Source organism: Brachybacterium sp. p3-SID957 (assembly GCF_025144775.1).
Taxonomy (GTDB): domain Bacteria; phylum Actinomycetota; class Actinomycetes; order Actinomycetales; family Dermabacteraceae; genus Brachybacterium; species Brachybacterium epidermidis.
The window spans coordinates 61444-74418 of the sequence record NZ_JALXKT010000009.1; the positions used below are offsets into that span (position 1 = coordinate 61444).

Genomic DNA, 12975 nt, shown 5'->3' on the forward strand with positions numbered 1-12975 from the left:
TCGCCGACTGGTGCGCTTCGGCCTCAGGGCTCTGTCGTCTGCACCACAGCCGCGTCCAGCAGGCGGGTGCCGTCCACCCAGCCGGCGAGCATCACCAGGGTGGGGCCGCGGTGGTCGGGGGCGATCAGTCGCAGTGTGGCCGGGTCCAGGGCCAGGGCGTAGTCGAAGCGCAGCCCGGCGGTGCGCGGTGAGTACGGAGCCGTCCCCGACGTCGCCTGCTCGAGCACGCGCAGCACGCCGCTGAGGGAGGGGGCCGCCTCCCGTGCGGCGGCGATGGTGGCGGACAGCCCCAGGGCGTGGCCCCGGCCCTCCTCGCTCAGGAACAGGTTGCGGCTCGAGCGGGCCAGGCCCTCGGGCTCGCGCTGGATGTCCACCGGTTCGATGCGCACCGGCAGGTCGAGATCGTTCACCAGGGACTGGACGATGGCGAGCTGCTGGGCGTCCTTGCGACCGAACACGGCGATGTCGGGAGTGGTGAGGTTCAGCAGCTTGGTGACCACGGTCGCCACGCCGTTGAAGTGGCCGGGCCGGGAGGCGCCCTCGTAGAGGGTGGCGATCTCGCCCGCGGTGACGCTGACCATCGGCGGCAGCGTCGGGTACATCTCATCGGTGGCGGGAGCGAACACCAGGTCCACCATGCCGTCCACCATCGCCAGGTCACCCTCGAGGTCCCGGGGGTAGGCGTCGAAGTCCTCGTCGGGCCCGAACTGCAGGGGATTGACGAAGTCGGTGAGGATCACGTGGTCGGCGAGCTCGCGGGCACGCTCGATGAGCATCAGGTGCCCCTCGTGCAGCGACCCCATGGTCATCACCACCGCGACCGTGCCGTCCATGGCGGCGCGGCGCTCACGCAGATGCTGCTTGGTGCGCACCACGGTGGTGGTGCGGTTGCTCCCGGTCTCGGTCATCGATCCTCCGTCGCTGCGTCCTGGTCCGGGCCCTCGCCGGCATCGGGCGCGGCTGCATCCAGCAGCTGCTGGATCGCGTGTGCCGCCTCGGGGGCCAGTCCCGCACGGGCCAGTGTCGCCCGTGCCAGAGCACGATACGTCGCCGCGGTGTCACCGCGCGCACCGCGCACCGCGGTGGCATCGAGATCCCCGAGCGCCTCCAGATGGGCGGCCACCGTTCCGGCGTCGCCGCGGACGACGGGTCCGGTCAGGGCCGCGGAGCCGCGGCGCAGGGACTCGTCCAGGGCGGCCTCCAGCAGGGGGCGCAGATAGGCTCCGGGGTTGTCGATCCCCAGGCGCGAGAGCGCATCGAGAGCCTGGTCCACCAGCACCACCAGGTGGTTGGCGCCATGGGCGAGGGCTGCGTGGTAGAGCGGCCGATCGCCCTCGGGAAGCACGGTGGCCTCCCCGCCCAGCTCGACCACCAGCGCGGCGGCGACGGGCAGGAATGCCTGCTCCGCGGTGATCGCCATCGGGCAGCCCACCAGGCGGGCCAGGTCGTCGCGGGTTCCGGTGAAGGTCATGGCGGGATGGATCGCGAGGGTGGCGCAGCCGGCCCTGGCCAGGGGTGCCAGCACCCCGATGCCGTGGCTGCCGGAGGTGTGCACCACCAGCTGCCCTCCCGGGGCCAGTCCCGTGGTGGCGATCCCGCTGACCAGCGGCCCCAGCTGGTCGTCCGGGACGGCCAGCAGCAGCATCTCGCTGCGCTCCACGATGGCGGGCACATCCAGCAGGGGCACCCCGGGAAGGAGCTCCTGGGCGCGGGCGCGGGAGGCGTCGGAGACGGCGTAGGCACCGGTGATGCCGTGCCCCTCGGCGCGCAGGGCAGCGCCGAGCACGGCACCCACCCTGCCGGCGCCGATCACCCCGATCCCCAGGCGCGGGGCGCTCATCTCCCGGTCTCCTGCCCGGCGCCTGACGACGCCGACAGCGCCAGGGCGGGTTCGCGCCAGGTGGAGCGGTCGCTGTAGCGACGGGAGGTGGCGGCATCGTGGGCCAGCACGGCGTGCAGGTGTCGGGCCGCTTCACGGGGCAGGTCACCGATGGTCTCCGTGTGACCGGCCACCCCCACCTTGAGATCGAGGGACCGGAGTCGACGCGCGAAGGGGTCGTCCTCGATCGCGACCTGCTGGATGCGGTCGCGGGGGATGATCACGAGCTTGCGGGCCAGCAGGCCGTGGCGCTGGATCAGGACCCCCGGCAGCAGTACCACGACCTGGGTGCGGCGGGAATACCACTGCAGGCGATGCGGGGCGCGCAGCCCGTCGATGTCGCGGGCGGGGGCGGTGAGCAGGTGCTCGAGGGTGGCCATGTCGTCGGCGGTGCCCAGGGTGGGTGCGAGGTGCCCGAGGGTCAGCCACAGCTCCTCGCGGGTGCCGACAGGTAGAACGCTGGAGGCCTCGTTGCTGTCGTCGCCGATGCCGGCCACGGTGACGCTGACGGAGGTCCAGCCGGGTGAGCGCCACAGCAGGGGCCGTTTCAGGGCGAAGCGCTGGATGCGGCCGGTGGCGATGTTGTCGGTGCGGGTGTTCAGCAGACCGCGACGCATCCGCAGGCCCCGGTCGGTGATGCGGGAGACAAAGCCCCAGCCACCCTCGATCCGACCGAACACGTACTTGGGCAGGGCGATCAGCGCCGGCAGCAGCGCGATCAGGGAGGCGAAGGCGAAGCCGCCCTGCCAGATGCCCAGCCCGATGGCGACGATCCCGCCGATGATGCCGAACACGATGCTGAGCAGGAAGTCGGCGTCGCGCACGAGCGACTGGACCAGGCGCTGGGTGGGGATCTCGGCGATCAGCTCACCGTCCTCTACCTCGCCCTTCAGCAGCTTCCGCAGCGGGTCAGGGGCACTGGCCGGCGGGGCGCTGGCCGGCGGGGCGCCGTCGGCCGACGGCACCTGGTCCGCGTCCGTCAGATCCCCGGGGACCGTCGGAGTGCTCGCGGCGTTCACCTGCCGGGGGTCCACCCCGGCGGCGACCGCGAGGATGCGGGTGCGCAGCTCCTCGGCGTCCGCGGCACGCACGTACTCGATGTCGAGGTAGGACTCCCCTCCCCCGGCGACCTCCACCCTCACCTTGGACAGGCCCAGCAGGCGAGCGAGGAACGGGCGTTCCACGGTGACCGATTCGATCTTCTCGCGGGGGGCGAACTCGCGGGACTTGCTCAGCAGCCCCTTGTGCAGCGCCACCCCGGACTCGTCCACCGCATAGGTGGTGAACCACCAGGACAGGGCCGACGCCGCCACCGCGATCACCACGGCGACGGCCAGGATGCCGAGCGCCGCCAGGGCGCGACCCCAGGTGAAGTCGCCGGCCAGTCGCGCAATGTTCTGGGCGGTGAGGACAGCGACGATGCCCACCACGATCTTCCAGCCCGTCACCAGCGGGGTGATGGGGTGGGTGCGGCGGTGCGCGATGGTGGCTGCCTCGGAGCCTGTCGCCGGGTTGTCGTCCGGGCCGATGGTGGTCTGATGGCTCGGGCCGGCGGTCGCCTCGGTCCCCGGGCCGGTTATCGGCTCGGTGCCGGGGGCGGTCACAGCGCCGCCATGGTGTCGATGCCGCGGCGGGTGAGCAGCTCGCGCAGCCGCTCGGCCTCCTCCTTGGGAAGGCCCGGCAGAGTCACGCCCGCGTCTGCGGCGGTGGTGAAGCTGATCTTGGCCAGGCCGTAAGAGCGGTCCACGGGTCCCTCGTCGATCTTCACCGATTGGATGCGGCCGTACGGCACGGTGACGACATTGCGGAACATGAGTCCGGAGGCGACGATCAGCTCGTCCTCACCGTCGAGGTAGCCGATGGCGCGGACCCGGCGCGGGGTGAACAGCAGCCCCTGCACCACGGTGATGGCGGGGATCACGGCGATCAGGCCCAGCCACCACCAGCCCTGCCACCACCACAGCACCAGGCAGGCGGCGATCATCAGCACCCCGATCACGTACCCGGGGATGCCTGCGATGTAGCGAGCGGGAATCAGCTTCGGGGAGACGGGCTTCAGCCCGCTTGCGCCGATGCGGGGGCCGTCGTCGGTGACGATCGGGGCCGGAGGATCCAACGGCTCGCGATCCGGTGGCTCAGAACGAGGCTCCGGCTTCTGCGCGGCCTGAAGACGGCGTTCGGTGACCTGCGGCATCGGGGCGGGGCCGCGCTGCGTCTCGACCGGGACCTGCAGCTGCGACTCCGGCGGTTCGACGAACTCGCGAAGAGGTTGGTTCATGGCATCCATGGTCGCACTCGGAGCGCTCGTGGACCTCCGCCGCAGGTCGGCCACCTCACCCGCATTTGGTCGATCTCTCACCGGGAGCGGATCGACCGCTCGTCCGGTGCGCCGCCGTCAGCCACTCGCCTCGGCGCCCTCGACACCGCCGTCACCGTCCTCCGGGGGAAGCTTGCCCCACCGCTCCACCAGCACGCCGAGCACGCCCAGTGCGAGACCGGCCACCGCCGCGGCCGCCGTGGGAAGGACAGCGTCCCACGGGTCACCGGTACCGCTGACCAGGAGGAACAGGGCCTGACCGGTGAAGATCCCACCCACCAGGGCCCCGGTGTAGGCGCAGGCCCGCGCCAGCAGCACGGTGCGGAAGGCGGTGGGAAGGTCGATCTGGTGCCTGCGCGGCGCGAGCGAGGGGTGCAGGGAGCGCTCCTCGCTCTCCTGCATGTAGCGCCGCAGCGGCAGTCCGTACGCGAGCAGCACGGCGCTCAGGATGGCGAGCACCCCTGCGGTGAGCCAACCCGTCACCGGCACCGAGTGCCCGCGCGCCGCCAGGGTGTTCATCATCTGTGCGCCGAACACGGCGGCCAGCACGGCGATGACGACCAGCACCGGGATGTTGAGCGGTCTCACGGCCGGTCGAATCCTTCCACGGCGGGCCCGGGGCGCAGTCCGTCGCGGTCGGCCGCCGCCGCGAGCAGGTCGCCGATGGGGCCGTGCCCGGGCAGCTCGGCCTCGGGGCGGGCCGCGTGCCAGGGAGCGAGCACGAAGGCGCGCTCATGGGCGCGGGGATGCGGGAGGGTGAGCTCCGGGTCCTCCAGCCGCATCGGACCGTAGGTGATCACGTCGACGTCCAGCGTGCGCGGGCCCCAGTGCTCGCGCCGCTCGCGCCGGGCGTGGCGCTCGGCGGACTGCGCGGCGGCCAGCAGCTCGAAGGGCCCCAGAACGGTGTGCACGCCGATCGCGGAGTTGAGATAGGCGCCCTGCTCGGGACCGCCCACGGGATCGGTCTCGAGCACCGGTCCGGTCCACGCGATCTCCAGGCCGTCGGTGGACTCGAGCACGGTGAGGGCGCGCTGGAGGTGCTGCGGGCGGTCCCCCAGGTTGGTGCCGAGGGCCAGCACGGCCTCGACGGAAGACGCGTGGCGCGTGATCCTCACCCGGACGTCCTCGAAGGGGATCCCCACGGGGGCGGAGGGCTTGTGCACGGTGACCTGCACGCGCCGTAGCAACGGATGCGCCTGGAGCGCGCGGGAGGCGATGCGCTCGGCGAGGGTCTCGATCAGGTCGTGAGCGCCGGTGGTGATCTCCCTCTGCACGAGCTGGGCGATCTCGGCGTAGTTCACGGTGCGGGACAGGGCGTCGGTGCGGCCGGCGGGGCCGGTGGACAGGCCCAGGGCCACATCCACCACGAACTCCTGGCCGATCTGCTTCTCCTGCTCCAGCACCCCGTGGTGGCCCCAGCCGCGCAGACCGGTCAGCTCGATCACGTCGAGCTCGCCCGCGCCGCGGAGGCGAGCCTGCTCAGCGCCCGGTCGTGCGGGCTCTGCGCCGGGTGCGTCCTGTCCGGTCACCGTCGGCTCCTCGCGGCCCTGGAACGGCGCAGCCGGTCCCCCACCCGCACGGCGGCGAGGCTGCCGGGGACCTCGTGGACGCGCACCGCCCAGGCTCCGTGCTCGGCGCTGTAAGCACTGACGGCGGCGGTGGCGGCATCCCGGTCCACGTCCAGCGTCCCCAGGAAGCGCTTGCGGGAGGCCCCGATGAGGATCGGCAGCCCGTGCTCGGCGATCGCCTCCCAGTGGGCCAGCACCTCCCAGTTCTGCTCGCCCGTCTTGGAGAAGCCCAGCCCGGGGTCGACCACCAGGAAGCGGTCCTCCACCCCGGCCTCCCGCAGTGCGTGCAGACGCTCGGCGAGCTCGGCGGCGCTGTCGCGCGCCACGTCCGCGTAGTCGGCCAGGCCTGTCATCACGTCACTGTGCCCGCGCCAGTGCATGGCCACGAACACCGGCGGGGTGCCCAGGCGTGTGCGCAGCCGGGCGGCCTCCCGGCCCATCTCGGCATCGGCGAGTCCCGCGGAGACATCGTTGACGATCAGTGCACCGGCCTCGACGCAGGCGGCAGCGACGGAGGCCCGCATGGTGTCCACGCTGACCACGTGACCGTCGCCGGCGAGGGCGCGCACCACGGGCACCACGCGACGCAGCTCCTCGCCCTCGTCCACGCGGTCCGCGCCGGGACGGGTGGACTCCCCGCCCACGTCGATGATCGCCGCACCCTGAGCGGCCAGCAGGCGTCCGTGAGCGACGGCCTCGGCGGCACCGCTGTGCTCGCCGCCGTCGGAGAAGGAGTCCGGTGTGACGTTGAGGATGCCCATCACCAGGGTGCCCTGCCCGTCCAGCTGCGAGGGCAGACCGGCGGGCCGACGCCGCTGCGTCGGCGCACCTGCTGCGATCGGTTCAGCCCCCGTCATCGGCTCAGCCCCGGCTGATCAGGGTCATGGCCTCGGCGCGGGTAGCGCTGTCACGCAGGATGCCGCGCACGGCGCTGGTGACGGTGCGGGCGCCATCGGCCCGCACCCCCCGCATGGACATGCACATGTGCTCGGCCTCGATCACCACGATCGCTCCGGCGGCTCCCAGCTGGTCCATCAGTGCATCGGCGATCTGGGTGGTGATGCGCTCCTGCACCTGGGGGCGCCGCGCGTACACGTGGACCAGGCGGGCCAGTTTGCTCAGACCGGTCACCGTGCCACCGCCGGGGATGTAGCCCACGTGGGCCACGCCGAAGAACGGCAGCAGATGGTGCTCGCACATCGAGTGGAAGCGGATGTCCCGCACCAGCACCAGTTCCTGGTGGTCGATGTCGAAGGTGGTCGACAGCGGCTGGGAGGCATCCTCTTCCAGGCCCTGGAACACCTCGGCGTACATCCGGGCCACCCGCGCGGGCGTCTCGCGCAGACCGTCCCGCTCCGGGTCCTCCCCCAGCCCGGCGAGGATCTCCCGCACGGCCGCCGCGATGCGCTGCTGGTCGATGGCCATCTCAGGCGCCCGTCGGCCCGTCGAGCGGGCCCTGCGCACCGGGGGCACCGGGGATGTCGGGACCGTCACCACCGGGGTGCGGCAGCTCGGGCGGACCGGGGGTGAGCGGCTCACCCGCATCGGAGGATTCCGCCCCGGTAGCCGTGGTGGTGGCCCCGGCCTTGGGGGCCTCCAGTGTGGGACGGTCCTCGCTGGACTGCCACACCTCGCGCAGGGGCCGCTTCCTCACGTCGGCGAACACCTCGGCGAGCTCGCGCTCACCCAGGGTCTCCTTCTCCAGCAGCTCCTCCACCAGACGGTCCAGCACGTGACGGTTCTCCACGATCACCGCGTGGGCCTCGTCCAGGGCGTTGTCCAGGAGCTTGCGCACCTCCTGGTCGATCAGGGTCGCGGTCTCGCCGCTGAAGCGGGGCGCCTGACCCTGCTGCATGCCGACGAAGACCTCGTCCTGATCGCCGGAGAGGGCGACCTGGCCGACGGCCTCGCTCATGCCCAGCTGCATCACCATGGTGCGGGCGATCTTGGTGGCGTTCTGCAGGTCGCTGGAGGGGCCCGTGGTGACGTCGTGGAAGATGCTCTCCTCCACCGCGTAGCCGCCCATGGCGTAGGCCAGGCGGTCCAGCAGCTCGTTGCGGGACTGGTAGTTGCGGTCCTGGGTGGGCACCACCATCGTGTAGCCGCCGGCACGGCCGCGCGGCAGGATCGTCACCTTGGTGACGGGGGCGGAGTTGTTCAGGGCCGCGGCCACCAGGGCGTGGCCGCCCTCGTGGTACGCGGTCATCTGCCGCTCCCGCTCGGTCATCACCTTGGAGTACCGCTGGGGCCCCATGGAGACGCGGTCGATGGCCTCGTCCAGGGCGCGGTTGTCGATGATCTGGTTGCCGGAGCGGGCCGTGAGCAGCGCGGCCTCGTTCAGCACGTTGGCCAGATCCGCACCGGACATGCCGATGGTGCGGCGGGCCACGGCCTCGAGGTCCACGTCGTGCGCGAGGGGCTTGCCCTTGGCGTGCACGCCGAGGATGTGCAGGCGGCCCTTGAGGTCCGGGGCCTCCACGGCGATCTGGCGGTCGAACCGGCCCGGACGCAGCAGGGCCGGGTCCAGGATGTCCACGCGGTTGGTGGCGGCGATCAGGATGACGTTCTGGTTCTCGTCGAACCCGTCCATCTCCACCAGCATCTGGTTCAGGGTCTGCTCGCGCTCGTCGTGGCCGCCGCCCATGCCGGCGCCGCGATGGCGGCCCACGGCGTCGATCTCGTCGATGAAGATGATCGCCGGCGCGTTCTCCTTGGCGGTGTTGAACAGATCGCGCACGCGGCTGGCGCCCACGCCCACGAACATCTCCACGAAGTCGGAGCCGGAGATGGAGTAGAACGGCACGTTGGCCTCACCGGCCACGGCGCGGGCAAGCAGGGTCTTGCCGGTGCCGGGCGGGCCGTACAGCAGCACGCCCTTGGGGATCTTGGCGCCGACGGCCTGGTACCGGCCCGGGTCCACCAGGAACTGCTTGATCTCGTCGAGCTCCTCGACGGCCTCCTCGGCCCCGGCCACGTCCGCGAAGGTGACCTTGGGGGCCTCCTTGTTGAACAGCTTCGCCTTGGACTTGCCGAACTGCATGGCGCGGCCGCCGCCCTGCGCATTCATGATCAGGAACCAGAACAGGCCGAAGAACAGCAACAACGGCAGGAAGGAGATCAGCAGGGTGGTCCACCAGGAGCTGGAGGCGATCTCGTCGGTGTAGCCCTTGGCGGGCTCGGCATCCTCGACGGCCTGCACGATCGCCTCGCCACGTGCGGTGACGTAGCTGAAGCGGACCTGCTTGCCCTTGTTGTCCTCCCCGTCGACGAAGTCCTCGGTGAGCACGAGGTCCACGCGCTGCTGGTTGCCGCCGATGATCTTGGCCTGCTCGACGGTGCCGCCCTCGAGCAGCTCGAGGCCCTGCTCGGTGTCGATCTGCTGGAAGCCGTCGCGGCCCAGCAGGGAGAACAGGGTCATGCCCAGCAGCAGCGCCAGGATGATCCACAGCGCGATGCCCGCGCCCGGCCGCCTCTTCTTGGCAGGCTTGGCGCTCTTGCCGGTGTTCTCTGCCATCTCAGCCCTCGTAGACCGAGCGCTTGAGCACGCCCACGTACGGCAGGTTGCGGTAGGCCTCGGCGTAGTCCAGGCCGTAGCCGATCACGAACTCCGGCGGGATGTCGAAGCCGACGTAGCGCACGTCGATCTCCACGCGGGCGGCCTCGGGCTTGCGCAGCAGGGTGCACACCTCGACGCTGCGCGGGCCGCGCGAGCGGAGGTTGGACAGCAGCCACTTCAGGGTGAGGCCGGAGTCGATGATGTCCTCGACGATCAGCACGTCGCGTCCGGAGATGTCGGTGCCGAGGTCCTTCAGGATCCGCACCACCCCGGAGGACTTGGTGCCGGAGCCGTAGGAGGACACGGCCATCCAGTCCATTTCGACCTTGAGGTCGATGCGGCGGGCGAGGTCGGCCATCACCATCACCGCACCCTTGAGCACGCCCACCAGGATCGGGGGCTCCTCGGCATAGTCCGCGGCGATCTGGGCACCGAGCTCGTCGAGCCGGTCGTGGATCTGCTGCTCGGTCAGCAGCACGTGATCGACGTCGGGATGGGGGTGCATGAGAGGCACGCTGGTCTCCTCCGTGGATTCGGGTGGGGTGCGTGCGCCGCGGCTCACGGATCGTTGCGGCGCCACACCAGCAGGCCGTCGCGGCGAGCGACCTCGATCCTACCCGGTAGCGGTACGGAAGCCTGACCGTGCCATCTGACGGCCAAGGCGTCGATCGCGAGCACCTGCCGGCGCAGCAGGGACTTGCCCGACGGCGTGGCCGCGATCTGCTCGGCCAGGCGTGAGGCATCACGCAGCACGCGGGTGCGCAGCGGCTCGGGCGTCGCCGCCAGGGCGTGCACGTCCAGCAGCAGCAGGTCGTCCTCCTCACGGGTGGGTGCCGCATCGCGGCGCAGGCCCTCCAGCAGCACCGCGGCCTCGGCATCGAGATGCTCCGAGTCCGGCCGCACCAGGTCGGCCGAGCGCGCCAGGTTCTCGTCGATCTGCTCGCCCAGCACCTCCCGCAGCAGCGGCATCAGGCGATGCCGGACCCGGGAGCGCAGGTACATGGGGTCGCTGTTCATGGGGTCCTGCCAGAAGTCCACGTCGAGCAGGCGGCAGATCTGCTCGGTGTCCGCCCGGCGCAGTGCGGTGGTCTCGTCGCGACCGCTGCCCAGGAACGGCCTCAGCAGCAGGCCGCGCCGACGGGGAATGCCTGCCAGCGCCCTGGGGCCGGCGCCGCGAGCCAGGGCCATCAGCACCTGCTCGGCCTGGTCGTCCAGGGTGTGCCCCAGCAGCAGGGCCAGGGAGCCCCGTTCCTCCGCGAGCCGTTCGAGAGCGTGGTGACGAGCGTCCCGAGCGGCGTTCTCCAGGCCACCGGGGGCGTGGTCCGGAACCTCGATGCGCAGCACATGGGCGGTGGCCCCCAGTCGCTCGACCTGGGCGCCGGCGCGCTCGGCGACCCGTGCGGAGGACTCCTGCAGGCCGTGGTCGACGATCCCGGCCTCCGCCTCCAGGCCCATGCGGGAGGCCACCCAGGCAGTGGTGGCCAGCAGCGCCAGGGAGTCCGCTCCCCCGCTGACGCCCACCAGCAGGCGGGGCGCGTGGCGGCCGGCGGCGGTGTCGTCGGCGAGCTCCTCGAGACGGGAGGTGAGGCTCACGCGCACGGCCGTGCGGGCACGGGCGATCACGGGCGCAGGGCCGGCCATCAGTCCTCCTGCACCAGTTCGGCGGTCACGGCATCGACGGCAGCCCTGGCCTCCAGGGCGCTGGACCCTTCGAACCCGTGCACCACGATCGAATAGCCCACCGTGCGGCCACCCGGCAGCACGGCCACCCCGGCCAGGGTCGCGGCCCCGCCGAGGTAGCCCGTCTTGCCGCGCACGATGCCGCGGGCGTCCTGGGTGCCGGCCGCGTCGAAGCGGTCGGCCAGGGTCCCGGAGAGACCGGCGACGGGGACGTCGAACAGGATCTGCTCGAGACCGGCGACCTCCCCGGAGGCCACCTGGCCCATCACGGCCGCCAGCAGCGCCGGGGGCACGCGGTTGTCGCGGGACAGGCCGGAGCCGTCGAGGATCTGCAGGGCGTCCAGGTCCTGCTGGGGCAGGCCCAGCTCGACGCCCAGCTCGCGGATCTCGGCCTCGACGGCGGCTGCCGCACCCTGGGGCGTGGTCTCCTCGCCCCGCTGGAGCGCCACCAGGTGCGCCAGGAGCTCGGCTGTGGTGTTGTCGGAGATCAGCAGGGTGTGCCGCACGATGTCCACGATCGGCTCGGACTCCACCTGTACGGACGGAGCCCCTTCGGGTGCGGTGCCCGCACTCACCTCGCCCTGCACCTCGAGCCCCGCCTCGGTGAGCATGCTCGCGAACAGGCGCGCCGCATCACCTGCGGGATCGGTGGACTTGGGCCCGTACTGGGTGCCGTCGAGCCAGCCGCGGTCCACCGCGATCGAGGCGGTGGGGGTCACCCACCCGCCGTCGGTGCCGTTGTCCCCCCAGGCCGGGTTGGCGCCTCCGGTGAGGATCCCGGTGTCCAGGGCCACGGTGACGGAGGTGGTGTCCTGCTCACGGGCCAGCTCGGCGGCGCCGTCGGCGAGTTCGCGCAGCTCGTCCTCGCTCAGGGTCATGTCCCCGCCGCCTTGAAGGGTGACGGTGCCGTCCTGCACGGCGGCGCGGGTGGTGAGCACCTCGGTCCCGGTGTACTGCCGCAGCACGGCGGCGGCGGTGAGCAGCTTGAGGGTGGAGGCGGGGACATGGACGGTGTGGGCGTCCCGGCCCGCCAGCTGCTCTCCCGTCCCGGCGTCCACCACGGCGTAGGAGAGGTTGCCGTCCACGACGGGCAGCGCGGCGTGCGCGTCCATGCGGGCCTGCAGGTCCTGGGCCTGGGCATCGGGGACCTCCGGTGCCACGGGCGGGATGGGGGCGGCGGCGGTGACGCGGTCGTAGTCCTCCCCCTGCGCGCGAGGGCCGGAGGCGGGGCCCTCCTCCTCGTCGGCCACGGTGAGCACCCCGGGGAAGGCGTCGGTCACGTCACCGATCACGTAGAAGCTGACGGGCACGGCAGCGCACAGGGTGATGGCGGCGGCTCGCCACAGTCGCTCGGTGGGCATCCCCTCACGATAGAGTGTCCCGGTCAGCAGCAGTGCCCTCAGGGCTGGACCGCAACGGAGCAGGCGTCATGGAATTCGACGTGACCATCGAGATCCCTCGAGGGAACCGCAACAAGTACGAGGTCGATCATCACAACGGCCGCATCCGCCTGGACCGGATGCTGTTCACCGCGACCCGGTACCCGGACGACTACGGCTTCATCGAGGGCACCCTCGGTGAGGACGGCGACCCACTGGACTGCCTGGTGCTGCTGGAGGAGCCCACCTTCCCCGGCTGCCTGATCCGCTGCCGCGCCCTGGGCATGTTCCGCATGCGCGACGAGGCCGGCGGTGACGACAAGATCATCGCGGTGCCGGTGGGCGACCGCCGCCAGGTGCGCCGTCAGGAGCTGACCGACGTCTCGGAGTTCCACCGCCTGGAGATCCAGCACTTCTTCGAGGTGTACAAGGACCTCGAGCCCGGCAAGAGCGTGGAGGGCGCCCACTGGGAGGGCCGCTCCGACGCCGAGGCGGAGATCCGCCGCTCGTACCAGCGCGCCGCCGGCACCGAGCACGCCAACGAGTTCACCCAGGAGGTCTGAGCGGCATCCGCCGCCCGGGTACACCGGCGGCGC

At 71.8% G+C, this 12975-nt stretch carries 13 protein-coding genes; 1 reads left to right on the plus strand and 12 read right to left on the minus strand.

The genetic code is table 11. The annotated features are described in order from the left end of the window. Window positions 1-23: 23 nt before the first annotated feature. From panC to M3B01_RS03540, 12 genes are all read right to left on the minus strand, one after another. On the minus strand, window positions 24-908 hold the full coding sequence (gene panC, locus M3B01_RS03485; RefSeq protein ID WP_259789458.1) for a pantoate--beta-alanine ligase: 885 nt from the start codon (window positions 906-908) through the stop codon (window positions 24-26). Further along, window positions 905-1840 (minus strand): Rossmann-like and DUF2520 domain-containing protein, encoded by a 936-nt coding sequence (locus M3B01_RS03490; RefSeq protein ID WP_259789460.1) that lies wholly within the window; start codon window positions 1838-1840, stop codon window positions 905-907. The genes panC and M3B01_RS03490 overlap by 4 nt, the downstream gene beginning before the upstream one ends. Beyond that, entirely contained in the window at window positions 1837-3483 is a 1647-nt protein-coding gene (locus tag M3B01_RS03495; RefSeq protein WP_259789462.1) for a PH domain-containing protein, read from the minus strand. Before M3B01_RS03495 ends, M3B01_RS03490 begins: the two co-directional genes overlap by 4 nt. Beyond that, window positions 3480-4157: a PH domain-containing protein gene (locus M3B01_RS03500; RefSeq protein ID WP_259789464.1), complete on the minus strand. Its 678-nt coding sequence runs from the start codon at window positions 4155-4157 to the stop codon at window positions 3480-3482. Before M3B01_RS03500 ends, M3B01_RS03495 begins: the two co-directional genes overlap by 4 nt. Before the next feature lie 117 nt (window positions 4158-4274). After that, window positions 4275-4784, minus strand: coding sequence for a DUF3180 domain-containing protein (locus M3B01_RS03505; protein ID WP_193866056.1), 510 nt, complete (start codon window positions 4782-4784; stop codon window positions 4275-4277). Beyond that, the gene (folK, locus tag M3B01_RS03510) at window positions 4781-5725 is read right to left on the minus strand and encodes a 2-amino-4-hydroxy-6-hydroxymethyldihydropteridine diphosphokinase (RefSeq protein ID WP_311203193.1); all 945 of its coding nucleotides are present in this window, start codon (window positions 5723-5725) and stop codon (window positions 4781-4783) included. The genes M3B01_RS03505 and folK overlap by 4 nt, the downstream gene beginning before the upstream one ends. After that, window positions 5722-6621, minus strand: a complete 900-nt coding sequence (gene folP, locus M3B01_RS03515; RefSeq protein WP_259789466.1) for a dihydropteroate synthase — start codon at window positions 6619-6621, stop codon at window positions 5722-5724. Before folP ends, folK begins: the two co-directional genes overlap by 4 nt. Before the next feature lie 4 nt (window positions 6622-6625). Further along, complete coding sequence (gene folE, locus M3B01_RS03520; RefSeq protein ID WP_259789468.1) at window positions 6626-7189, minus strand: GTP cyclohydrolase I FolE; 564 nt, start codon at window positions 7187-7189, stop codon at window positions 6626-6628. Between the two features lies 1 nt (window position 7190). After that, entirely contained in the window at window positions 7191-9278 is a 2088-nt protein-coding gene (ftsH, locus tag M3B01_RS03525; protein WP_259789470.1) for an ATP-dependent zinc metalloprotease FtsH, read from the minus strand. Between the two features lies 1 nt (window position 9279). Further along, on the minus strand, window positions 9280-9825 hold the full coding sequence (gene hpt / locus M3B01_RS03530; RefSeq protein WP_259789478.1) for a hypoxanthine phosphoribosyltransferase: 546 nt from the start codon (window positions 9823-9825) through the stop codon (window positions 9280-9282). A gap of 53 nt (window positions 9826-9878) precedes the next feature. Beyond that, complete coding sequence (gene tilS, locus M3B01_RS03535; RefSeq protein ID WP_259789472.1) at window positions 9879-10961, minus strand: tRNA lysidine(34) synthetase TilS; 1083 nt, start codon at window positions 10959-10961, stop codon at window positions 9879-9881. Beyond that, entirely contained in the window at window positions 10961-12361 is a 1401-nt protein-coding gene (locus M3B01_RS03540; protein WP_259789473.1) for a D-alanyl-D-alanine carboxypeptidase/D-alanyl-D-alanine-endopeptidase, read from the minus strand. Before M3B01_RS03540 ends, tilS begins: the two co-directional genes overlap by 1 nt. Window positions 12362-12429: 68 nt before the next feature. Between M3B01_RS03540 and M3B01_RS03545 the strand changes: the two genes are divergently transcribed. Then, complete coding sequence (locus M3B01_RS03545) at window positions 12430-12942, plus strand: inorganic diphosphatase (RefSeq protein ID WP_193866062.1); 513 nt, start codon at window positions 12430-12432, stop codon at window positions 12940-12942. The last annotated feature ends 33 nt before the right edge of the window (window positions 12943-12975 follow it).

What these genes read in the sequence shown, in the direction of transcription:
- hpt (WP_259789478.1), bottom strand. Translation starts at nt 9,825, where the DNA reads ATGCACCCCCATCCCGACGTCGATCACGTGCTGCTGACCGAGCAGCAG.
- folP (WP_259789466.1), bottom strand. Translation starts at nt 6,621, where the DNA reads ATGACGGGGGCTGAACCGATCGCAGCAGGTGCGCCGACGCAGCGGCGT.
- M3B01_RS03500 (WP_259789464.1), bottom strand. Translation starts at nt 4,157, where the DNA reads ATGAACCAACCTCTTCGCGAGTTCGTCGAACCGCCGGAGTCGCAGCTG.
- ftsH (WP_259789470.1), bottom strand. Translation starts at nt 9,278, where the DNA reads ATGGCAGAGAACACCGGCAAGAGCGCCAAGCCTGCCAAGAAGAGGCGG.
- panC (WP_259789458.1), bottom strand. Translation starts at nt 908, where the DNA reads ATGACCGAGACCGGGAGCAACCGCACCACCACCGTGGTGCGCACCAAG.
- M3B01_RS03490 (WP_259789460.1), bottom strand. Translation starts at nt 1,840, where the DNA reads ATGAGCGCCCCGCGCCTGGGGATCGGGGTGATCGGCGCCGGCAGGGTG.
- M3B01_RS03545 (WP_193866062.1), top strand. Translation starts at nt 12,430, where the DNA reads ATGGAATTCGACGTGACCATCGAGATCCCTCGAGGGAACCGCAACAAG.
- M3B01_RS03540 (WP_259789473.1), bottom strand. Translation starts at nt 12,361, where the DNA reads ATGCCCACCGAGCGACTGTGGCGAGCCGCCGCCATCACCCTGTGCGCT.
- folE (WP_259789468.1), bottom strand. Translation starts at nt 7,189, where the DNA reads ATGGCCATCGACCAGCAGCGCATCGCGGCGGCCGTGCGGGAGATCCTC.
- tilS (WP_259789472.1), bottom strand. Translation starts at nt 10,961, where the DNA reads ATGGCCGGCCCTGCGCCCGTGATCGCCCGTGCCCGCACGGCCGTGCGC.